We start from the raw sequence: 24,239 nt of genomic DNA on the forward strand, positions 1-24,239 counted from the left end.
GGCTTTATTCTAAGATTTCTCCGCCACCAAAAGAACTTTGCTCCGCAGGGAAAAGGACTTTGCAACGAAGGAAAGAAAAGAAAGGAGAACGCAACAATGACCACACGCTACCAAATGAAAGAAATGCCCGACTTGCAAGGCACGGGCGAACCAATCACCTACCCCAAGATGGTGATGACCGGACAGACCGGCACGCGCGAACTGGCGGAATACATCGCCATGACCTCGGGATTCTCGAAAGGCGTAACCGAAGGAATTATCTGCGAGCTGGGCGAAGCCCTGGCCCACGAAATGGGAATGGGACGCTCGGTGAAGATAGAAGGATTGGGCGTATTCACCCCCGCACTGTCCATCTACCCCGACAAGGAACGCGAACAGCCCCAAGAAAGCACCACGAAGCGAAACGCGCGGAGCATCTACGTAAGTGGCGTGAACTTCCGCACAGACAAGGCCTTGATTAGAGAAACCAACCATTGGTGCGAACTGGAACGTGCCTCCTGGAAACCCGCACGCTCATCGAAGAAATACACTCCCGAACAACGTCTGGCTCTGGCGCATCAGTATCTGGACAAGCATGCCTTCCTTACTGTCAGCATCTACCGGCAACTGACCGGACTCGTCCGCTCCACCGCCACCGTGGAACTGCGCAAATGGGCACATACTCCCGGCAGCGGAATCGATACAAGCGGCATCGGAAGCCATAAGGTATACGTGAAAAGGAAAGAAAGCGCCATCCCTTGAGGTTTCGATAATTATAGGTATCTTTGCCGGTCCTAATGGCTTTTATACAATGAAGAAACTAAAAAATACATAATATGGCAAAAGAAAAAATCATCCTTACGGGCGACCGCCCCACAGGACGCCTGCACATAGGACACTATGTAGGCTCATTGAGAAGAAGAGTGGAACTGCAAAACTCCGGCTTATACGACAAGATTTTCATCTTCATCGCCGACGCACAAGCGCTGACGGACAATATGGAGAACCCGGAAAAGGTGCGCCAGAACGTCATCGAGGTGGCATTGGACTACCTGGCTTGCGGACTGGACCCGACGAAGAGTACTATCTTCATCCAATCCCAGATACCGGAACTCTGCGAACTGACCTTCTACTATATGGACCTGGTGACCGTGAGCCGCCTGCAACGCAACCCGACGGTAAAGACCGAAATCCAGATGCGTAATTTCGAGACAAGCATCCCCGTAGGCTTCTTCACCTACCCCATCAGCCAGGCAGCGGACATCACCGCTTTCCGCGCCACCACCGTGCCCGTGGGCGAAGACCAGGAACCGATGATTGAACAAGCTCGTGAAATCGTACGCCGTTTCAACTATATATATGGTGAAACCCTTGTGGAACCGGAAATCCTGTTGCCCGACAATGCAGCCTGCCTGCGCCTGCCGGGAACGGACGGCAAAGCCAAGATGAGCAAGAGCCTCGGCAACTGTATCTATCTTTCGGACTCTGCCGACGAAGTGCAGAAGAAAGTGAAGAGCATGTATACCGACCCCGACCACCTGCGTGTGCAAGACCCCGGAAAATTGGAAGGCAACACCGTATTCACTTACCTGGATGCTTTCTGCCGTCCGGAACACTTCGGCCTTTATCTGCCCGAATATCCGAATCTGGACGAACTGAAAGCCCACTACCAACGTGGCGGTCTGGGCGATATGAAAGTGAAGAAGTTCCTCAACGAAATTATGCAGGAGACACTGGAGCCTATCCGCAACCGCCGCAAGGAGTTTGAAAAAGACATCCCTGCCATCTACGACATGCTGAAGAAAGGTTGCGAAACTGCCAGAGAAACTGCCGCCGCAACTTTGGATGATGTACGCAAGGCAATGAAAATAAACTACTTTGATGATGCGGAACTGATTGCAGAGCAAATAAAGAAATTCGGAGGGGAATAAGGGAAGAGCACATAAGTTAATAAGAAAAGGGGCATGCGTCACGGTAACGCATACCCCTCGTCTTTGATAGCTAGCAACTTGTAGCCTATCTCTTGTATCTCATCTCCTAGTTGGCTGATTTTACCAATACCACACGGTTCAGAATCGGTTGTCCGAACTTGTCGACACCACCACCGGCATCCACTTTCAGGCGGTCGGCAGGAATGCCATATTGTTTTACCAATACATCGACTACGGCTTGTGCACGCTTCAAACTCAACTCTTTATTGAATGCCGGTGTACCGGTTGCAGAGTCAGCATATCCGTTTACGGTGTAAGTGGCGTTCGGGAATTGCTTCATCTGGTCTGCCAGATAAGACAAATTCATTGCTTCACGCGGAGAAACCTCTGCAGAACCAATCTTGAAGAATACAGTACGCGGTGCAATGTCCGGATCGGGAACAATCACTTCTGTTTCTGTAACTTCGGCCACCGGCTGGTTCTGTGCAGCAACCAGTGCATTCTGCAATTGCTGGTTGGCAGCTCCCATTTCGGCAAGCTGTGCCTGCATGGCAGCCAGCTCTACCTGAGAAATCAGCTGGGGCATCGGGCGACGGAATCCACGGGCCGGGAAACGGTATGTCAATCCCACCGTTGCACTCAGCACGCCATCATATCCATGATCACCGCCAACTTCACCATCGAACTTGTCTTCAACGCCCATTGCGCTAAGCTCCAGGTTAATATCTATCGCATTCGAAATACGGAAGCGGTTGATGATACCTGCGTTTACGGACAAAGCTTCGCGATGAGGCTTTGTGTAGTTGTGGGTGAACCCCGCACCTACATAAGGAATAATTTCATATACACGGTGCTGGTTGTATCCTCCAAAGAGTGCATTCAGATTGAACATCACGTCTCCGTGCAAGTTCATATAGTCGAAACGCTGTTTGTAGTAGCCGTCATCCATCTGAGTACCCCTCACGTAGTCTGCACCTGCATCATACGTATATCCTCTTGCCTGAAGGCCGCTATATTGCAGACGTACTCCCAGTCCCGGGGTGAACCATTTGCCGATGGCAAAATTCAGCGTCGGACTGATACGCTTGCCAAAACTTCCTGCCTTATCATTATCTCCAAAAGTTGCTTCGGCACCACCGCCTATAGAGAAAAACCAGTTACTCCAGAACGGATTAGTGATTACCTGATATTTATCCTGAACTTGGATAACTCCAAATTCTTCCACAACTTCAGTCTTTTGCTGCGCCATGGCAACAGAAGACACACCGGCTAAGGCCAGTAACATTAGAATCTTTTTCATATACCTTAAAATAGTTAAGTGGTTAATTAAATCCTTTATCATTCAAACTGTCTAATTAACGCCAACAGAACTAAAAGGTTCTGAATATTTGTACTTTTTTTGCCTTGATGCAAAAGAAAGCACTCTCCCTTATTTGGAGAAAAGCTTTTCTATGTCGTCTTCTTTAATGGTCGCCAGCACCGTCTTTCCGTCCGGAGTATAATTCGGGGATGGGCATGCAAACAGATTGTCCACGAGATTGGACATTTCCTCGTTGCTCAGCACTTGTCCGTAGACGATGGCCGCAGCACGCGCCAAGGTCGATGCAAGAATTGTCTGCACCTCTTCCTTAACATCATTTCCTTTTTCCATAGCAGTATGTATCATATTCCGGACCAATTCCACCGGGTTCAGTCCCTCTATGCCCGAAGGTATGCCGTTGATGGCATAGCTGCCGCCACCCAGCGGACTCAAATCGAAGCCTACGGCCGACAAATCTTCCAATATACTGTCCAGCACGGCAGCTTCCGAAGCCGGCAACTGGATAATCTCCGGAAACAATACCCCCTGCGATACGCCTTGTTTCTGTCGAATCTGACTCATATAGCGGTCGAACAATACCCGGACATGCGCCCGGTGCTGGTCTATCAGCATCAGACCCGATTTAACGGAAGTCAGAATAAAACGTCCCTTGAACTGGAAGTGTTGCGCTCCTTTCTCTACCGTTGCCTCATTGCCGTAGAAAGAGGCGCTTGCCCCGGAAGGAACCGTTTCCTGGAAATAAGGAGCCCTCTCCTCCTCTCTTGGAGCCATACCGGTAACCGCATCCTCTGCAAAAGGTTCTTCCTCCATCGGCTCGTTCATCCTGCTGGCTTTTTCCAAACCGGAATAAAGCCCCTCCCACTCCACTTTGGGACGCGAATAATTGCCACCGCCTCCATAGGAAGAAGCGGAAGACGTCTTGAAGGGATTGAAATCCGTGTTATAGTGTACCTTCGGAGGCTCTATCGGACGAGCCTGCTCGAATGCAGGAATATCCGGCATGTCCTCGGTATCAAAATCGATAGTAGGTATAGCGCTGAACTTGCCCAAGGATTCCTTGACCGCAGCCGACAGAATCTGCCAGATAGCCTGCTCATTCTCGAACTTAATCTCCGTCTTCGTCGGATGGATGTTCACATCGATATTGGCAGGGTCTACCTCGAAATAAATAAAGTAGGAGATCTGCTCACCGGCAGGAATCAGCTGCTCATAAGCGTCCATCACTGCTTTGTGGAAATAGGGGTGACGCATATAGCGCCCGTTCACAAAAAAGTATTGGTGCGCTCCTTTCTTGCGCGACGTTTCCGGCTTGGCTACAAAACCGGAAATCTTTATCATGGTCGTATTGACGTCGACGGACAGCAACTGCTGATTCAGCTTCTTTCCGAAGACTGCCATGATGCGTTGCCGCAAAGGCATTACCGGAAGATTGAACAATTCCGTATCATTACTATACAGATAGAAGGCTACCTCAGGATGCACCAACGCTATACGCTCGAATTCCGTAAGGATGTTGCTCAACTCCGTAGAGTTCGCTTTCAAGAATTTGCGCCGGGCAGGAATATTGAAGAATAGGTTCTTGATGGAAAAATTGCTTCCCTTAGGGCAGGAAACGGCTTCCTGGCTTTCGACTTTAGAGCCGGCAATCAACAGCCGCGTCCCCAGCTCCTCGCTGGCTGGGCGTGTTTTCAACTCCACTTCAGCTACCGCAGCAATGGAAGCCAACGCTTCTCCACGGAAGCCCATGGTGCGTAGGGCAAACAAATCGGCAGCTTCGCGTATCTTTGAAGTCGCATGACGTTCAAAAGAAAGGCGCGCATCCGTTTCGGACATACCCTTCCCGTCATCAATCACCTGGATGCAGGTCTTGCCCGCATCGGTAATCAGCACATGTATTTCCTCTGCTTCGGCATCAATTGCATTTTCCACCAATTCTTTCACAACAGATGCCGGACGCTGAATCACCTCTCCGGCAGCAATCTGATTGGCAACCGAATCGGGCAGCAAATGAATGATATCGCTCATGATAATGTTTAATGATTAGGGATTAATGATTAATCATTATTAAATGATTCCGTTACTGATGGCATACCACAGATAAATCAACACAGCCATGACAACAAGGATTATGCCCAAATGCATCGGCTTACGTCCGCTCTCCTTACGCCGCTTCAGGTGAGTTGTTCCTTCTATGAATTTGCCCCGTATATCCTCGGGCGAGAATTCCTTTTCCGGCAGCATACCCAGGTCACGCTTGGCGTTTTCTTCCATCTTCGCCAACTTCTCTTTCCGCTCATCCACATAGATATAGCTATGATTGAAGCCACGAGGCTTCCGCATTGCAAACATTCCCATGACGCTACTTATTATTTCGTTTAATATGCATATTCCTTGGCGAAGTTACAGGTTTCCGGTCACTTTTCTTCAATACTTCACCTGCTTTTTTAGCCCTCCACTCGAAGATATCCTCCTTGTTGAGCGGACGGATGTAGTCGAACCAGACAAAAGAAGGCAGCTTGCTCTTATCTGGTGGAATCTGGTCCAGAGGATAGGCTGTACCGGTAGTCTTTCCAACAAAGACTCCGCGCTCCATCCTTCTCTCCTTCAAGTACATTTTCAAAAGTCCGCCTTCCGAATAGTTCATCATAATCAGCGAACTGTCCTTCTCCTCTACCGGATAATACACCACCAGTACATTGCCGTTTACCTCCACCAGACGCATGTCTCCATCTATGAAGAAAGCCTTCATCTCCTTACCGGAAACTTGGTTATAGTGAATACTGTCCTTTTTCTCTACCGTCAGGGCCTGGTTGATGATATGCGCCCAGTCGATGGTACTATCGTTCATGTAAATTTTAATTTCCTCGCCCAACAACTGCTGTTCCCCGTGCCACAATATAGGGTCGGTATACATCGTCATGCAAGAGTCCTTGGAATTATACACCAACGAATCGCATACGGCCTGCACATCCGTGCGATAAGCACGCACCTTATGATAGGCACGCATCTCCCGGTACATGGAATCGGTATTCATATGGTAGGTAATCAGCCTCAAAGTATCACCGTGCATGAACAGACTGTCGCCCTGCGAATAGTCGATAGCTACGGCACGTTTGGTGGCAACGGCGCTTCCGGTCAGTTCGTTGTAGAAACAGTAGTCGCCAGTCAACATGTTCCGGTTGACCGTATCATTCATCTGTACATTGTCAAAAGCCTCGCCGTATCCCAAGATGCGGTCGTAGAAAAGGCTGTCACCGGTCAGTTTCTTGCCTTCGTTAGTCAGTACGGAACGGTCGAGCAGTTCTGCCTGCTCAGTAGTCGTATTGTACACGCCACGTTCGGAATAAATATGATTTTGGTCACTCACAATGTCGGAGGGTCCTAAAATTGTGGCAATCTTAGTAGCTGTACTATACTTCAAGGTATCCGAAGTCAAAACAAACTTCGGGTTGACCAGCTTCACGTCGTGGTTGAAGACAGCCAACTTAGTGGCAGGGCTATATTCTCCCCACTCGGAAGTCAGCACATTATCCTCGTCGGTCAGCGTACCGCCTTCGAAGTAATAGCCCAAATCGTACAGACGGTCATAGTTCAAACTGTCAGTTGTCAGCACCGTATTACGATTTATCATACGTACATTCTCACGCAGCATGGCCAACTGCGACATGCCGTCATAATACAGATAGTCTCCATAGATAAACAAGGTGTCGCCCTGCTCCATACGCACATTGCCGAATGCCTCCACAGAATTTATCTTTTCGAATATCAGCGCACTGTCACAGAACATGTACATACTGTCATGCTTCATCCTCACCGAGCCGATGAGTACCTGCACATCAGGACGCAACTGTTTGTCCGCCTGCGCCTCATCTGCGTACAACAAATCGACGCGCGTCTTCTTCTTTTCCGGCGTCTCCGTCTTTTTCTGTTCAATTGAGTCCACTTTCTTCTTCTCCGGTGCACCAGTACTCTTCTTCTTGTCCTGCGCACTCAGCAGACAGATGCCAAACAAGCATAGAATACCTACCAGGAGGTATCTATGCTTGTTCAGGAAATGATTTTTTGTATTCTTCTTTTGCATACAAATCTATGTAAATCCTTCCGGATTATTCTTTAATCCAGCCCGGATACTTGAACGTACAGTTATTCTTCCAATTATCCTTGATACGGACATACGTGTGCTTCTGCTTCTCACGAATCCACTTGTCCAGCACTTCGTCGCGGCGTTTTTCCAACACAATCTCTTTCAAGTTCTGATAGTCATCGGCAATGGTAGCCTTGTGTCCCATCGTACGGCTCTTCAGCTTCACAATCACGCACTCTTCCTTTCCGGTCTTTTGCGGAATCATGGTGAAGGCTTCGGAGATTTCGCCCACTTTCATCTTATCCACCACCTTGGCTATTTCAGGGGGAAGTTCCTGCATCTCAAAACGGGAAGTGTTCGTATTAGGATTCGGCAACAAACCATGATTGTTGCGCGTATCCTTATCCTGCGAAAGCACGGAGGCAGCCTCTTCAAAAGAGAATTTGTTATTGCGGATATCATCGGCAATAGAGTCCAAACGGGCACAACCGGCAGCCAGAGCTTCTTCCGGAATATGCGGTTTCAACAGAATGTGGCGTGTTTTAATACGGTCACCGCGCTTCTCTATCAACTGAATGATATGGAAACCATATTCAGACTCTACAATCTTGGAAACCTTGCTGGGGTCTTGCAAGTTGAAAGCCACATTGGCATAAGCGGGGTCCAGCATACCGCGTCCTGAGAATTCAATCTCACCGCCACGCATGGCCGAACCACGGTCCTCAGAGTACAGACGAGCCAACATGGAAAAGCTTTCACCCTTATTGACACGGTCGGTATACTCACGCAAACGTCTCTTTACATCTTCTATTTCCTCCAAAGGGACCTTAGGCTGCTGAGTGATAATCTGCACCTCCACCTGGGTAGGGATATAAGGAATGCTGTCCTGCGGCAAATCCTTGAAGTAACGGCGCACCTCGGCCGGAGTTATCTTAATCTCGCCCACCAGTTTCTGCTGCATCTTCTGAACCTTCAATCCTTCACGGGCATTCTCGCGCAGCGTTTCACGAATCTGGCTGGAAGTCTTGTTGAAGTATTCCTCCATTTTCTCACGCGAACCGATATTGGCGATATACATATTCGTCATATAGTCCACACGCTGGATAACCTCACTCTCGGATACTTCGATACTGTCGAGGGCAGCCTGGTGAAGATACAGTTTCTGCACGGCTATCTCCTCAGGTATCACGCAATAAGGGTCACGGTCAAATTTGCGTCCTTCATACAATGCACTCATGCGTGCCTCTTCCACTTCGGACTTCAGTATAGCCTCATCACCTACTACCCACACTACCTCGTCAATCACGTTGTCTTGTCCATAAACGGTAGAACCGACTAATAGCGTCAAGGCAAATAAAATTACAAACTTAAAGTTCATACACTGTTTCATTCTTGGTGTCTTATTCTAAATAATATTTAATCTTGTCTCTTTTCACCGCCCGTTGATACAAATCATCCTTCACTTGCTTCATGAATTCCACCTGCTTCACGTTCAGCAGCATATCCTTCACTTGGGTACGGGCAAACTCATAGGGTTCCTGCTCTCCCACCGGGCGATAATCGCTCACATTCAGGAAATAATGGAAAGCCGTATCCTTCAGCTCTACATGGCGATTCTTGTCCAGATACTCGTCCACATCAGAAACCTTCAAGGGCAGCATATCCAGTACTTCCGATACCGGCACCCATTTATCATAAAAATACTCATACTTCACAGCATTCTGCAGACTGTACTTTTCCAGATGTTCCACCGCCTCACGGGTTTCCATCTTGTACCAGCGACGAACATTGCCCAGCTGTGGGGCTGTCAAAGGAACTTTGATGAACAAGCCTTTCATCAACGGACGTTCCACTTTGAAGAGCGCCTGATTCTTCTCGTAATACTCCGTCAAGTCTTGTTCTGAAATCTCCTCTGATAGTCGCTGATGTATTAAAGCCTGCTGATAGGTATGCATTATCAATGCTTTGCGATAATTCTCCACAAGTTTATCAATCTCACCGTTATTGGGAATATTGCTCTGCGCTTTATCGTACAACAAAATATCTTCCACCCAATTACGGATATAATGTTCTGCAAACAACAGACTGTCGTCTTTGGACAAACCGGTCGGAAGTACCGATTGCAAATCTTCCCGGTAAAGGAAATTGCCGTCCAACTCCACTAACGGTGTCCGCCCTTTATGGTCGTGCCGCTCGCTGCACGCCACACAGAGAAGGAAAATTAAAAGCCCAAAGCAGGTTGTTCGCATCACCAACTGATATTTACTTCGTTTTGAGGTACGAAGATAGTGTTTTAATCGGTTGCATCAGTGATTATTAACGGTTTTTAAAACCTCTTGGTCAATTTCAACCTTACCGGCAGCACGCAACTTTGCCACCCAATGCGTTTCCAAATAGTTCCGATAAGCGGTTACGAGCGGCTCTCGCACCTCTTGCCAACTGTCCGGTCCCTTCTGCTTACGACCTTGTACAGCAGTAAAGGGAAATGACAAAACCGGAGTCGCATCCTTCCTTTTAAACACCAAATCATCCACATATGCATTATCACCGGGGGCAAATAATCCTTGCTCTGCCTGCACCTTGGGAGTATCGCCGGCATTGAAAGTGAGACGGATGGCATCCATCCACTCCTCTTCCGGAATCTGTTTCAGAAATTTCCGTACTTGCTTCGCCACTCGCTTGGTAGTACAATGCAGCACAATACCCCTATAACGCGGTTCGTCCCAATGGAAGTCCGAACGGTGCGCCTCAAAATATGCTTTCAATCCCGCTTCATCCACCACACTCCTCTTTCCCACTTCACGGTCAGTGATTTCGGCAAGCAACATGCTGTCACGATGCCCCTGCACCAACGCACAAAATTCGGGATGCTTCCATTCCAGACGGGAGTTTTCATAGTCCAGAATCGTTTTTACTGTAAAAGCCTCCAACTGTCTGCGCATCCCTGCCGGATAAGCAGCGGCAAATCCGACAAATTCTTTTCCACCGTATGCCTTGCCATCCAATGTAAACAATGTACGGGAAGTGCTTCCTTTAGCCAGCAGTTCGTCGATACCGGCTTTATCCGGCATATAGTGATACTCTTTCTTCAGTTTCTCCACAAAAGCCCGCGTTCCTTTATCCATTCCATGACGACGGGTTTGACAACGGATGATTTTGTTCTTCATCCTCTCAAAAGGAAGGATTTCCTGCTGTTCGAGTACTTTCACGATATGAATGCCCTGAGGAGTGAGGAACGGACGAGAAATCTCTCCGGCATTCAACCCGAATACAATATCCTCAAACTCCGCCGGCATCTGCAGCCAACCCACCCAAAACGCTTTCTTCTCATCGGAAAATTGCTCGACGCAAGCATCGAAAGACGGCGTACTTTCCCCTTCCTTTGCAAGAGCCCTATAGATAGAATCCATCCTAAACTCCACCTCACGCAAGGTATGACCGGAAATATTCTGGGGGAGATATTTAAAAATATGCTTCACATATACCCGACCTGCACGCCGGTCGGATTTCATCTTGTCATAGTACTGCCGTGCCGCCTGCTCTGCCGTCTTCTCATCTGTCAGGTATGATTTAATCAGACAACGGCGATATTCATCCTGCTCCTTCTGAAAGACACAGGAAGTATCCAATCCCGCAACTTCGGCAGCCTCTATTTTCAGCCTGAAGTCTATAAACTTATTCACATATACATCCAATGCCTTCCGGCCTGCACCGACAGAGGTACCGTCCTTATTATAGCTACGTTCGAATTCAGAACGGAGGACCTCCTTTCCATTGATACGCATCAATACCGGATCGTCCTGAGCCGAAACAGCCAATCCGAACCCAAGGAAGACAAACACCCAAAGCAATCTAACCATAAGCACCATCCGTTCTTTTTATACGGCTGCAAATATAAACAAAATGCCCGGAAAGCGGCAATCTCTCTCCGGGCATTCACTATTATTTTGTTATTATCTTACTCAGGACGGCTATAGTTCGGAGCCTCACTGGTTATAGATACATCGTGCGGATGACTTTCGAGTACACCTGCATTAGTAATGCGGGTAAACTTGGCATCGTGCAGTTTCTCTATATTGGCTGCACCGCAATATCCCATACCGGCACGCAGACCGCCAACCAACTGATAAATCACCTCATACAAAGTGCCTTTATAAGGAACGCGGGCGGCAATGCCCTCCGGAACCAATTTCTTCACATCACTGGTACCGCTTTGGAAGTAGCGGTCCTTGGAACCATTTTCCATAGCTTCCAGCGATCCCATACCCCGATAAGACTTGAACTTACGACCGTTGAAAATAATCGTATCGCCCGGAGACTCTTCCGTTCCGGCAACCAGCGAACCGATCATCACGCTGTAACCACCGGCAGCCAACGCCTTCACTACGTCGCCCGAATAACGCAAACCGCCATCAGCAATCAAAGGAATACCCGTGCCCTTCAGTGCCTTTGCCACATCATAAACGGCAGACAACTGGGGAACACCCACACCGGCAACTACACGGGTAGTACAGATGGAACCCGGACCGATGCCCACCTTTACTCCATCAGCACCAGCCTCGACCAATGCCTTCGCAGCTTCACCGGTAGCAATATTACCAACAACAATGTCAATATGAGGGAAATGTTCTTTGGCCTCTTTCAATTTTTCAATAACCCCTTTAGAATGTCCGTGAGCCGTATCAATGACAATGGCATCCGCCCCTGCATCCACCAAAGCCCGCATGCGCTCCAAAGTATCATTCGTCACTCCCACTCCGGCAGCAACGCGCAGACGACCTTTGCTATCCTTGCACGCCATAGGTTTATCCTTTGCCTTGGTAATATCCTTATAGGTAATCAGACCTACCAATTTGTTGTCTTTATCCACTACCGGCAACTTCTCGATTCTATGTTCTTGCAGAATTTGAGAAACAGCCTCCATATCCGTCGTAGGATTGGTAGTAATGATGTTCTCCTTGGTCATCACCTCGTCGATACGCTTATTCATATCTTTCTCAAAACGAAGGTCACGATTGGTAACAATACCTACCAAATATCTTTCATCATCTACCACCGGAATACCACCAATCTTGTATTCAGCCATCAAAGCCAGCGCATCAGCCACCGTAGAACCTCTCTTGATAGTTACCGGGTCATAAATCATACCGTTTTCGGCACGCTTCACAATAGCTACCTGACGTGCCTGCTCCTCAATGGACATATTCTTATGAATAACTCCGATACCACCTTCACGGGCAATGGCAATAGCCATCTTCGCTTCGGTAACCGTATCCATGGCAGCAGTTACAAACGGGATTTTTAACTCAATGTTTCGTGAAAACTTAGTCGAGAGTTCGACAGTTTTGGGCAAGACTTCAGAATAAGCGGGGATTAACAGTACGTCGTCATAAGTTAATCCATCCATTACAATCTTATCAGCAATAAATGACATAGGGCTATGCGTTTAAAATTTATTGCGTGCAAATATACGGTTTTTATTCCATTCCGTATACTTGCACGCAACATTTTTTTCTTTTTTATCAACTAAAGCCAATCAATTTGCCATCTCTGAAATAAACTTGATGCGTACCAAACGTACCTCTTCTTCCGTAAAGTCATCACCCAATTCATCCAGAGCATCGTCAATCTTATCAGTGGTAGATTCCTTGAAATAATCATAGATATCCAGCAAGTGGTCTTCATCCATAATATCCTCCAAGAAATAGTCAATATTCAATTTCGTTCCGGAGTAAACGATAGCTTCTATCTCATCCAGTAACTCTTCAAACTCAATACCCTTTGACATGGCAATGTCATCCAACGCCACCTTACGGTCAATAGCCTGAATGATGGCCACCTTCATTTTTGACTTATTAGCTACAGTACGCACACGCAAGTCCTCAGGACGTTCAATCTCATTCTCTTCACAGTGACGCTTAATGAGTTTGCAGAATTCCTCGCCGTAGCGTTTTGCCTTTCCGGCTCCTACACCCGGTATGTTCTGCAACTCGTCCAAAGTCACCGGATATATGGTCGCCATTGCTTCCAAAGACGGATCCTGGAAAATAACATAAGGAGGCACTTCCAACTTCTTGGACAACTTCTTTCGTAAGTCCTTCAACATGGAGTACAATGCCGGGTCTACCGCACACGCACCGCCTCCACGTGCAGGTGCTTCTTCTTCCACATCCTCAAAGTCATTGTCTTCCACTATCTTGAATGATTTAGGATGTTTAAGGAACTTCCTACCGTCATCCGTCACTTTCAGCAAGCCATAGTTTTCGACATCCTTACTCAGATAGCCGGCAATAAGCGCCTGACGGATCACAGCATTCCACGTTTTGTCTTCTTCGCCCATGCCAGAGCCGAATACTTCGAGATCTTCGTGCAGATGCGCCTGCACTTCTGAAGTTTCCTTACCTTGTATTATGTCTATAATATAGTCCGCTTTAAAATTTTCTTTCACCGCGAGAACAGCTTCAATCACGGTACACAATAATTCTTGAGCTTCCACTTGTTTTTTCGGATTTAAACAGTTGTCACAATTACCACAATTTTCTTCCATATATTCTTCGCCGAAGTAATGAAGCAACGCCTTTCGGCGGCATACGGAAGATTCGGCATACGCAGCAGTCTCCAGCAGAAGCTGCTTGCCAATTTCCTGCTCTGCTACAGGTTTGCCTTGCATAAACTTCTCGAGCTTCTGCAAGTCTTTATTGGTATAGAAAGTAATACACTGCCCTTCTCCTCCATCTCTTCCGGCACGTCCGGTCTCCTGATAATATCCTTCCAGACTTTTGGGTATATCATAATGGATGACATAGCGCACATCCGGTTTGTCAATCCCCATACCAAAAGCAATGGTAGCTACAATCACATCAATTTTTTCCATCAGGAAATCATCCTGGTTCTGTGTTCGTGTAGCCGAATCCATTCCAGCATGATAGGCACGGGCATTGATTCCGTTTGCCTGCAGGATTTCAGCAAGTTCCTCCACTTTCTTCCGACTCAGGCAATAGATAATGCCTGACTTTTCGGGATTGTTCTTAATGAACTTGATGATGTCCCGGTCTACATTTGCAGTCTTGGGACGTACCTCATAATAAAGATTCGGGCGGTTGAACGATGACTTGAACACCTGCGCATCCACCATACCCAGATTCTTCTGGATGTCATGTTGCACTTTCGGTGTGGCCGTCGCAGTCAACGCTATCAGAGGGGCTTTTCCTATTTCATTGATAATGGGACGGATACGGCGATACTCAGGACGGAAGTCATGGCCCCATTCAGAGATACAATGGGCTTCGTCCACGGCATAGAACGAAATCTTCACCGTTTTCAGAAACTCCACATTCTCTTCCTTCGTCAGTGATTCCGGAGCCACATACAACAGCTTTGTCTTACCACTGAGTATATCAGACCGAACCTGGTCTATCGCACTCTTGTTTAGGGAAGAATTGATGAAGTGGGCTATCCCATCCTCTTCGCTGAAGTTACGCATCGCATCGACCTGATTCTTCATCAAGGCAATCAGAGGAGAAATCACGATACCCGTGCCCTCCATCAACAAGGACGGCAGTTGGTAGCACAAAGATTTTCCACCACCGGTAGGCATCAACACGAATGTATCATTACCCGCCAACAGATTCTCTATGATTGCTTCCTGATTTCCTTTAAATGTATCGAACCCGAAGTATTTCTTCAGCTGGTCTGTCAAATTAATCTTCTTCCCTGCCATGATTCATTAGGTTGTTGTTTATTGAGTTAACTTTTAATAGTGGTACTCCGCCATGTTTTCACAAAGCACCCTAACAAAGTTATAAACAACTTCTTAAATTTCAAGCATAATCCATCGAATATTTTTCAATAAAAAGCAAAATAGTCGGTTTTACCCCGTATTACCATCTGATTCTTAAGCACTTTGCAGTCGTGCCATATTTGCCTTTTCAAGCTGGCGCTTGGCGTAGTCCAACGTCACAACAAAATGCCCCTTCTGTTCTGACGGAATTTCGAACATGGCATCCATCATAATTGTCTCCACAATGGAACGCAAGCCGCGGGCCCCCAACTTATATTCTACTGCTTTATCCACGATATATTCAAATACAGCATCTTCAAAAGTCAGCTTCACATTGTCCATCTCAAACAGTTTGATGTATTGCTTGATGATGGAATTCTTCGGTTCCGTAAGAATGGAGCGCAATGCCGCACGATCTAACGGATTCAGATAAGTCAGCACCGGAAGGCGGCCGATAATCTCGGGAATCAGTCCGAACGACTTCAAATCCTGCGGAGCAATGTACTGCATCATGTTGCTCTTATCAATGGTTGCCGTATTGCGTACAGCACTATACCCGACAACATGTGTATTCAGCCGCTGGGCAATCTTCTTTTCAATGCCATCAAAAGCCCCACCGCAAATGAACAGAATATTCTTGGTATTGACCGGAATCATTTTCTGGTCGGGATGTTTGCGCCCACCCTGGGGAGGAACATTCACCACAGAACCTTCCAGCAATTTCAGCAATCCCTGCTGCACGCCTTCACCACTCACATCACGCGTTATGGAAGGATTATCACCCTTGCGTGCTATTTTGTCTATCTCATCAATAAACACAATGCCTTGCTCTGCCTCGGGTACGTTATAATCCGCCACCTGGAGCAGACGCGTCAAAATGCTTTCAATGTCCTCGCCTACATAACCTGCCTCTGTCAGAACTGTTGCATCTACAATAGTAAAAGGAACACGCAGCAACTTGGCGATAGTACGCGCCAATAACGTCTTTCCCGTACCAGTACTGCCTACCATGATGATATTCGATTTTTCAATCTCTACATCATCACCGCCGTCCTTCTGGAGCAGGCGTTTGTAATGGTTATACACCGACACAGACAAGAAACGCTTGGCATCGTCCTGACCAATGACATATTGGTCGAGGAACTTCTTTATTTCTACGGGTTTAGGAAGTTCTTTCAGATTCAGCTTCGTGGCACTTGCCTTCTTGCCAGCCCCCAAAGCCTCTTGAGTAATTTCATAAGCCTGGGTGGCGCAACTGTCGCAGATATAGCCATTCATCCCCGTTATGAGAAATCCGACTTCATCTTCTGTGCGGCCGCAAAAGCTACATCTATTTTTATTTTTTCTTGAATCTGCCATATTATTTTTTAATCAAAACCTCATCTACCATACCATATTCTTTGGCTTCCTGGGCTGTCATCCAGTAGTCACGGTCAGAATCCGCCCATACCTTGTCAAAGGGAGTGTGGGAGTGGTCAGCGATAATAGTATAAAGTTCTTTCTTCAGCTTTTGGATCTCACGTGCCGTGATTTCAATATCCGAAGCCTGCCCCTGGGCACCTCCCATCGGCTGGTGTATCATCACCCGGGAGTGGGTCAATGCGGAGCGTTTGCCTTCAGCACCGGCAACCAGCAGTACGGCTGCCATACTTGCAGCCATACCTGTACAGATAGTAGCCACATCACTGCTGATGAACTGCATGGTATCATAAATACCCAGACCGGCATATACTGAACCGCCCGGCGAATTGATATAGATGGAAATATCCTTGCCCGGATCCACCGAATCCAGATAAAGCAACTGAGCCTGCAAAGTATTGGCCGTATAGTCATCAACCTGCGTACCGAGGAAGATGATGCGGTCCATCATCAGACGGGAAAACACGTCCAACTGTGTTACATTGAGCTGGCGTTCCTCGAGGATATAGGGATTTAAATAGCTGGCTTGTGATTTAATCACATCGTCCAGTACCAAACTGTTCATACCAAGATGCTTGGTAGCGTATTTTCTAAAATCATCCATTTCTTTCTATTTTTTTAATTTATAAGGATACAAAGAAACAAAAAAGAACACAGAGACACAAAAAAACACAGAGTTATAGTTTGTCAAACTCTGTGTTTCTTTATAAATTTTAGCCGTAGGCTCACATTGCTCTTACGCAAACATCTTATTGAACTCTTCAGCAGAAACATTCTTGTGCTCCAGTTCCACCTGAGACTTCAATGCTGTAGCCAATTTAGATTCAACCACACGATTAACCAAGCCTTCTACACTCTCTTTCTTCTTAAGCATTTCCTTTGAGTAATTCTCCAGGATTTCTTCAGGTACACTCATCATACCATATTGTGCAAACTGTGCGCGAGTAGCTTCCTTAGCCATGTTTGTGATATCTTCCTGCTCAACCTTGATATCATTGGCTTTCACCAGCTGTTCTTTAATCAGGTGCCAAGTCAGCTCTTCGATGCTCTTGTCATAGTTGTCCTCTACAAAGCTTTCTTCCTTGTCAGGATTGTTCAGACGCATAATGCGCTTCAGTAATGCATCCGGGAATTCCAACTTGCCTACTTTCTCAGTCAGCATCTTACGTGCGTCAATCAAGAACTTATAGTCACTGTCTGCCACGAACTGGTTAGCAATAACTTCCTTCACTTTGGCACGGAATTCCTCTTCCGTTTTCACATTGCCTTCGCCAAATACCTGATCGAAAATTTCCTGAGTCAAGTCACCCGGAACGAAGCGTGTGATTTCTTCTACCTGGAAGCTGAAATTGGATTTCACTTCGGGAGCAGCTTCCTTGTCAATCTTCAATAAAGAAGACAATTCGGCAACATTTCCGTCCCAAGCAGTATTCGGGTTGAATACAAGCACATCATTCACTTTTGCACCAGCAAAAATAGCTTTCTGTTCATCATTCTTCATGTACGAAGGCATCATTACAGCGCCTTCCACCTGAATGCCACCCTCTTTGGTATTACCTTCTTCATCCAGTTCAGCAAGCAAACCTTTCAGCATGTCATTGTCCTCGTAAACGTCTACCTTGTCATACTTGCCGTTACGTTGAGTATAAGCCTTGACCTGGTTATCCACCATCTCGTCTGTAACCTCAATAGTATAGTAATCTACCTTATCTTTTGCACTGACTTCTGCTTTAAATTCCGGAGCCAAAGCAATATCAAACAGGAATTCGAACTCTTCCATAGTATCGAAATCTATTTCCTGCTGCTTGTCTTCGTTGGGCAAAGGCTCGCCCAATATATTTACCTTATTGTCCTGGATATACTTATATACTGTTTCTGAAAGCAGTTTGTTCACCTCTTCGGCCAATGCAGACTTACCATACATTTTCTTAACCAGGCTCATAGGAACCATTCCCTTACGGAAACCGGGAATCTGTGCCTTCTGACGGAAGCTCTTCAACGATTTGTCTACTTTTTCCTGATAATCTGCTTTCTCAAGCTTTACAGTAAGCAGTGCGCTTACTTTGTCAATGTTTTGTAATGAAACGTTCATTCTGACAATTATTTATTTGATTTATACTTTGTTCCATATCTCAAATGAGCGTGCAAAATTAGCGTTATTCTTTCAATTATCAAAAGAACATTGCCGATTTATTTCAGTTTAATTCTTGGATAGAGCGGTAGAAGAGCCCAACAATCGGGCTGACAACAGAGGAAGTTTACTGGAAAGATACTCGAGGAAAAGACGATGATAAACCGAATCGTCCGGTTTCTATGAGGAGAAACGAGAGTTGCCCGAAGACACGACAATCCACAAAAATAATTAAAGAAAAACATTGTTTATCCGAATTTTATGCGTTTCTTTGTCGCGGAATGATGGCGCATTAGTTTTTCGATTTCCATTACATGGTTTTTACTTCCGTTTTCAAGAACGCTTTTGTAAACTCTCTGTCGTTGTAATCCATTTATTATTCAGCCTTCCTTCCAAGAGAGTTTTATTCATTATATTTATTTTATCATTTTCATTATGAACATTTATGTTGGAAACCTTAACTACCGCGTTAAGGAGAATGACCTGCAGAAGGCAATGGAAGATTACGGCACAGTATCTTCTGTAAAATTTATCAATGACCGCACCACCGGACGTTTCAGAGGCATCGCTTTTGTAGAAATGGAAGATGACGCTGCTGCAGCTAAAGCTATTGCCGAACTAGACGGTGCTGAATTCTTCGGCCGCCAGATGGTAGTGAAAGAAGCAAGACCTCCAAAATATTAATCATAGAGATTTAAGGAGAAATGAAAAAGACCACTGAATGAGTGGTCTTTTTTTATTTCTATCAATGGCAGTATTCGGATCACTTCATAAAATCCTTGCGACGAAGCACGAAACTGTTACTCAGATACTTTTCACGCACAATCTTATTCTCGGCCAGCTCTTCGGGCGTACCCTGGAACAGAATCTTTCCTTCAAACAACAGATAAGCACGATCGGTAATACTCAGCGTCTCCTGCACATTGTGGTCAGTAATCAAAATGCCGATATTCCTATCCTTCAACTTCCACACAATCTGCTGAATATCCTCCACTGCAATCGGGTCTACACCGGCAAAAGGCTCGTCCAACATAATAAATTTGGGGTCAATGGCCAGACAACGGGCAATTTCTGTACGGCGCCGCTCGCCACCTGACAACTGGTTACCCTTGTTCTTCCTTACCTTCTGCAAGCGGAACTCTGCAATCAGGCTCTCCAGCTTGTCTTTCTGATACTCCAAAGGCTTGTCGGTCATTTCCAGTACAGATGCAATATTGTCTTCCACACTCATTTGACGGAATACGGAAGCCTCCTGCGCCAGATAACCGATACCCGTCTGTGCACGCTTGTATACCGGATATTTCGTTATATCCAAATCATTCAAGAAGATACGTCCCTCATTGGGAGTTATCAGCCCTACGGTCATATAAAACGAAGTTGTCTTACCGGCGCCATTCGGTCCCAACAAACCAACAATCTCCCCTTGCTTCACATCAATAGACACATGGCTCACTACCGTACGCTTTCCGTACTTTTTCACCAAATCCTCTGTACGCAGCACCATGCTACCTTCCTCCCGTGGCTCTGCCCCGGCAGTCAAGCCTAGTCCGACCTGCAGATTTTCCTTAACTTCCTCTACATTGTCCTTTATGCCTTTTTCTTCTTCCATACTCTAAAGGTTTTCGCCGCAAATGTAGCAAAAATAAGCCGAAATAGTGTACATTTGCATTCAAATACTTATATGTTATGTTTAAAGCACTTAAGACAGTGGGACAATATATCATACTAATGGGGCGCGTATTTGCCCGTCCCGAACGTATGCGTATGTTTTTCCGCCAATATGTCAACGAGTTGGAACAGCTCGGCGTGAACTCTATCGGCATCGTATTGCTGATATCCTTCTTCATCGGAGCTGTAATCACCATACAGATAAAGTTGAACATTGAGAGTCCCTTCATGCCCCGTTGGACAGTGGGATATGTAACCCGTGAAATCATGCTGCTGGAATTCTCTTCCTCCATCATGTGTCTGATTCTGGCAGGAAAGGTCGGATCAAACATCGCCTCGGAGCTGGGCACCATGCGGGTCACCCAGCAGATAGACGCCCTTGAAATTATGGGTGTCAATTCTGCAAACTACCTTATCCTACCGAAAATTGCTGCTATGGTGACAACCATTCCACTGATGGTGACGTTCAGTATATTCGCTGGTATCATAGGTGCCTTCTGTACTTGCTGGTTCGGCGGCATCATGTCGGCAGTAGATTTAGAATACGGCTTGCAGTACATGTTTGTCGAATGGTTTATTTGGTGCGGCATCATCAAGTCGCTGTTCTTTGCCTTTATCATTGCCAGTGTATCGGCATTCTTCGGTTACACCGTCGAAGGCGGTTCCATCGAAGTGGGTAAGGCGTCCACCGACTCCGTAGTATGCAGCAGCGTACTTATCTTATTCGCCGACCTAATATTAACTCAACTTTTAATGGGATGATTGAACTGAAAGGACTTTGCAAATCATTTGAAGAAAAAGAGGTACTGAAAGATATCAATGCCACTTTCGAGAATGGAAAGACCAACCTGATTATAGGGCAGAGCGGTTCGGGAAAAACCGTACTCATGAAATGTATCGTGGGTCTGCTGACACCAGACAAAGGAGAACTGTTGTATGACCACCGCAACTTCCTCGCCATGGGAAAGAAGGAAAAGAAAGCGCTCCGCCGGGAAATGGGAATGATTTTCCAAAGTGCCGCGCTGTTTGATTCCATGACGGTACTGGACAATGTAATGTTTCCACTGAACATGTTCAGCAACGATACCCTGCGCGACCGGACTCGTCGTGCCATGTTCTGCCTGGAACGTGTAAACCTGATTGAAGCCAAAGACAAATTTCCCGGAGAAATCAGCGGCGGTATGCAGAAGCGCGTAGCCATTGCCCGTGCCATTGCCCTAAATCCGCAATACTTGTTCTGTGACGAACCTAATTCAGGACTTGACCCCAAGACCTCGCTTGTCATCGACGAACTGATACAAGATATAACCCGGGAATACAATATGACTACTCTCATCAACACTCATGACATGAACTCTGTAATGGGCATCGGAGAAAAAATTATCTATATTTACGAAGGACACAAAGAATGGGAAGGCAATAAAGACGACATCTTCACTTCCACCAACGAGCGGTTGAACAGTTTCATATTTGCATCCGACCTATTCCGGAAAGTCAAAGAAGTGGAGATACAGAACCTTGAAGGATAAAACTGCACCTCATTTTCTAACCTATTACATAAGAAAGCGTCCGGAAACTATATTCCGAACGCTTTCTCTTCATAAAACCAGTTAATAGAATCGACTTATATCATCACGATATATTTTACTTCTGCCGGATATAGATATTTATCGGAGTTCCGGTCAACTTCCATTTCTCACGCATCTTATTTTCCAAGAATCGTCTGTAAGGCTCTTTCACATATTGTGGAAGATTTGCAAAATAAACAAATGACGGCACCTGGGTATTGGGCAACTGCGTAATATATTTTATCTTGATATACTTACCCTTAATTGAAGGGGGTGGATACGCCTCAATAAGCGGCAGCATTTCCTCGTTCAAACGAGCTGTCGGAATACGCGTCATACGATTTTCGTACACATCACGCGCCTCCTCCAATACCTTCAGAATACGCTGTTTGGTCAGTGCCGAAGCAAAGATGATAGGGAAATCCACAAACGGAGCGAAACGGTTGCGGATAGCATCTTCGAAAGTCTTCATCACCTTCACAGTCTTGTCCTGCACCAAGTCCCACTTGTTTACCACAACCACTAGCCCCTTGGCATTCTTCTGAATCAAAGAGAAGATATTCAAATCCTGGCTTTCGATGCCACGCGTAGCGTCTACCATCAAAATACATACATCTGCATTCTCAATGGAACGAATGGAACGGATTACAGAGTAGTACTCCAAATCCTCATTCACCTTGTTCTTCTTACGGATACCCGCCGTATCTACCAGGTAGAAATCAAAACCGAATTTATTGTAGCGGGTATAGATAGAATCGCGCGTGGTACCGGCAATCTCCGTCACGATGTTGCGGTCTTCTCCAATAAAGGCATTGACTATGGAAGACTTTCCGGCATTCGGGCGTCCCACTACTGCAAAGCGGGGAATATCCTCGTCCAGAATTTCATCAGATTCCTTTTTGAACTTGCTGACGATAAGGTCCATCATATCGCCCGTACCGCTACCCGTTACAGCAGAAATACAGTAAGGATCACCCAAACCCAGGCTATAAAACTCAGGGGCATTATATTGTAGTTCATGATTATCGGTCTTATTGGCAACCAGCAGCACAGGCTTCTTGGCACGACGCAAGATGGCAGCCACCTGCTCGTCGAGGTCTGTAACTCCGTTCATCACATCCACCACAAACAGAATCACGTCGGCTTCGTCCACCGCCATCAATACCTGCTTACGAATCTCTTCTTCGAAAATATCATCAGAGTTCACTACCCAACCGCCAGTATCTACCACTGAGAACTCACGTCCCAACCATTCGGTCTTTCCATATTGGCGGTCACGGGTGGTTCCCGCTTCCTCATTCACAATTGCCTGACGTGTCTTGGTCAGGCGGTTAAATAATGTAGACTTTCCCACATTGGGACGTCCTACGATTGCAACTAAATTTCCCATAGCTCACTCTCTTTGTTTTTTGCGACTGTCACAGTCGTATGAATAACTCTTAATCCAACTGATAACCAAAATTACGCAGTTCTTTGTCCGAACTCCGCCAATCCTTATCAACTTTCACAAACGTCTCCAGGAATATCGTTTTCCCGAAAAACCTCTCCAAATCACGGCGCGCTTCAGTAGCCACTTTCTTCAAAGCCTTTCCTTGCTTGCCTATGATAATACCTTTTTGCGAATCACGCTCCACATAGATTACGGCACTGATATGAATTTTCTTTGCCTCCTCCTTAAACTGTTCTACCATCACCTCCACCGAATAAGGGATTTCCTTATCATAGTACAACAGAATTTTCTCACGGATTATTTCGGTCACGAAGAAACGCGCCGGCTTGTCCGTCCACTGGTCCTTGTCGAAATAGGGAGGAGAGTCGGGTAACAGCTCCTTCACCCGCTTCATGACATAATCCACATTAAATTTCGAAATAGCAGAGATAGGAATAATTTCTGCCTTCGGCAGCAATTCCTTCCACGCTTCCACCAGTTCCACCAGCTTTTCCTGGTTGGTTAAATCAATCTTATTGATAAGCAGCAATACCGGAACGTCCAACTGTCCTACTTTCTCCACAAAATCATTATGCTTGTCGGGAGTCTCAACCACATCTGTCACATACAGCAACACATCCGCATCCGCCAATGCCGAAGTGGAGAAATTCAGCATGGACTCCTGCAACTTATAGTTTGGCTTCAATACACCCGGAGTGTCCGAAAACACAATTTGCATGTCATCCGTATTATAGATGCCCATAATCCGATGACGGGTGGTCTGCGCCTTGAAAGTGGCGATAGAAATACGCTCACCTACCAAAACATTCATCAATGTGGACTTGCCTACATTCGGATTTCCTACGATATTTACAAAACCTGCTTTGTGCATGACTTCAGTATTTGAATTGAGACAAAAAAACGCATCG

Annotated in this window: 20 protein-coding genes; 5 read left to right on the top strand and 15 right to left on the bottom strand. The window is 46.3% G+C overall.

What is annotated here, in order from left to right; genetic code table 11:
* Positions 1-96 precede the first annotated feature (96 nt).
* Both H1A11_RS12825 and trpS read left to right on the top strand, forming a co-directional pair.
* A complete protein-coding gene (locus H1A11_RS12825; protein ID WP_120138120.1) occupies positions 97-741 on the top strand; it encodes an HU family DNA-binding protein in 645 nt (214 codons plus the stop codon).
* A 74-nt stretch (positions 742-815) separates the two neighbouring features.
* Positions 816-1,910, top strand: a complete 1,095-nt coding sequence (gene trpS, locus H1A11_RS12830; RefSeq protein ID WP_016274446.1) for a tryptophan--tRNA ligase — start codon at positions 816-818, stop codon at positions 1,908-1,910.
* Positions 1,911-2,016: 106 nt separating this feature from the next.
* On the opposite strand, the gene H1A11_RS12835 is transcribed toward trpS, so the two are convergent.
* The 12 genes from H1A11_RS12835 to tig form a co-directional block, all read right to left on the bottom strand.
* Complete coding sequence (locus H1A11_RS12835) at positions 2,017-3,210, bottom strand: OmpA family protein (RefSeq protein WP_181757299.1); 1,194 nt, start codon at positions 3,208-3,210, stop codon at positions 2,017-2,019.
* Between the two features lie 129 nt (positions 3,211-3,339).
* Entirely contained in the window at positions 3,340-5,256 is a 1,917-nt protein-coding gene (mutL, locus tag H1A11_RS12840; protein ID WP_181757300.1) for a DNA mismatch repair endonuclease MutL, read from the bottom strand.
* Positions 5,257-5,295: 39 nt separating this feature from the next.
* Complete coding sequence (locus tag H1A11_RS12845; RefSeq protein ID WP_016274449.1) at positions 5,296-5,586, bottom strand: hypothetical protein; 291 nt, start codon at positions 5,584-5,586, stop codon at positions 5,296-5,298.
* 4 nt (positions 5,587-5,590) lie between these two features.
* Entirely contained in the window at positions 5,591-7,312 is a 1,722-nt protein-coding gene (locus tag H1A11_RS12850; protein ID WP_117600776.1) for an OstA-like protein, read from the bottom strand.
* A gap of 25 nt (positions 7,313-7,337) precedes the next feature.
* Positions 7,338-8,705, bottom strand: a complete 1,368-nt coding sequence (locus H1A11_RS12855) for a peptidylprolyl isomerase (protein ID WP_117600775.1) — start codon at positions 8,703-8,705, stop codon at positions 7,338-7,340.
* A 10-nt stretch (positions 8,706-8,715) separates the two neighbouring features.
* Positions 8,716-9,564: a peptidylprolyl isomerase gene (locus tag H1A11_RS12860; protein WP_181757301.1), complete on the bottom strand. Its 849-nt coding sequence runs from the start codon at positions 9,562-9,564 to the stop codon at positions 8,716-8,718.
* Between the two features lie 57 nt (positions 9,565-9,621).
* Positions 9,622-11,184: a peptidylprolyl isomerase gene (locus H1A11_RS12865; protein WP_174647268.1), complete on the bottom strand. Its 1,563-nt coding sequence runs from the start codon at positions 11,182-11,184 to the stop codon at positions 9,622-9,624.
* Positions 11,185-11,273: 89 nt separating this feature from the next.
* Positions 11,274-12,749, bottom strand: a complete 1,476-nt coding sequence (gene guaB / locus H1A11_RS12870; protein ID WP_117600772.1) for an IMP dehydrogenase — start codon at positions 12,747-12,749, stop codon at positions 11,274-11,276.
* Between the two features lie 102 nt (positions 12,750-12,851).
* Complete coding sequence (recQ, locus tag H1A11_RS12875; RefSeq protein WP_117600771.1) at positions 12,852-15,035, bottom strand: DNA helicase RecQ; 2,184 nt, start codon at positions 15,033-15,035, stop codon at positions 12,852-12,854.
* 174 nt (positions 15,036-15,209) lie between these two features.
* Positions 15,210-16,454, bottom strand: coding sequence for an ATP-dependent Clp protease ATP-binding subunit ClpX (clpX, locus tag H1A11_RS12880; RefSeq protein ID WP_117600770.1), 1,245 nt, complete (start codon positions 16,452-16,454; stop codon positions 15,210-15,212).
* A 1-nt stretch (position 16,455) separates the two neighbouring features.
* Positions 16,456-17,118: an ATP-dependent Clp endopeptidase proteolytic subunit ClpP gene (gene clpP, locus H1A11_RS12885; RefSeq protein WP_117600769.1), complete on the bottom strand. Its 663-nt coding sequence runs from the start codon at positions 17,116-17,118 to the stop codon at positions 16,456-16,458.
* Between the two features lie 132 nt (positions 17,119-17,250).
* Positions 17,251-18,606 carry a trigger factor gene (tig, locus tag H1A11_RS12890; protein WP_117600768.1) on the bottom strand — a complete coding sequence of 452 codons (1,356 nt, stop codon included), beginning with the start codon at positions 18,604-18,606 and terminating at the stop codon, positions 17,251-17,253.
* A gap of 474 nt (positions 18,607-19,080) precedes the next feature.
* On the opposite strand from tig, the gene H1A11_RS12895 reads away from it, so the two are divergent.
* Complete coding sequence (locus tag H1A11_RS12895) at positions 19,081-19,329, top strand: RNA-binding protein (protein WP_117600767.1); 249 nt, start codon at positions 19,081-19,083, stop codon at positions 19,327-19,329.
* Positions 19,330-19,408: 79 nt separating this feature from the next.
* Here H1A11_RS12895 and lptB read toward each other — a convergent pair whose 3' ends face one another.
* On the bottom strand, positions 19,409-20,149 hold the full coding sequence (lptB, locus tag H1A11_RS12900) for an LPS export ABC transporter ATP-binding protein (protein WP_034523256.1): 741 nt from the start codon (positions 20,147-20,149) through the stop codon (positions 19,409-19,411).
* A 182-nt stretch (positions 20,150-20,331) separates the two neighbouring features.
* Between lptB and H1A11_RS12905 the strand changes: the two genes are divergently transcribed.
* Entirely contained in the window at positions 20,332-21,075 is a 744-nt protein-coding gene (locus H1A11_RS12905) for an ABC transporter permease (protein WP_117600766.1), read from the top strand.
* On the top strand, positions 21,072-21,842 hold the full coding sequence (locus tag H1A11_RS12910; RefSeq protein ID WP_005829539.1) for an ABC transporter ATP-binding protein: 771 nt from the start codon (positions 21,072-21,074) through the stop codon (positions 21,840-21,842). The genes H1A11_RS12905 and H1A11_RS12910 overlap by 4 nt, the downstream gene beginning before the upstream one ends.
* Positions 21,843-21,957: 115 nt before the next feature.
* Here the strand turns inward: H1A11_RS12910 and der are convergent, their stop codons facing one another.
* Together der and era are read right to left on the bottom strand one after the other, a co-directional pair.
* On the bottom strand, positions 21,958-23,271 hold the full coding sequence (gene der, locus H1A11_RS12915; RefSeq protein ID WP_117600765.1) for a ribosome biogenesis GTPase Der: 1,314 nt from the start codon (positions 23,269-23,271) through the stop codon (positions 21,958-21,960).
* A 49-nt stretch (positions 23,272-23,320) separates the two neighbouring features.
* Positions 23,321-24,202, bottom strand: a complete 882-nt coding sequence (gene era, locus H1A11_RS12920) for a GTPase Era (protein WP_178284839.1) — start codon at positions 24,200-24,202, stop codon at positions 23,321-23,323.
* Between the last annotated feature and the right edge of the window lie 37 nt (positions 24,203-24,239).

The organism is Bacteroides sp. CACC 737, from assembly GCF_013874375.1.
Lineage (GTDB): Bacteria > Bacteroidota > Bacteroidia > Bacteroidales > Bacteroidaceae > Bacteroides > Bacteroides uniformis.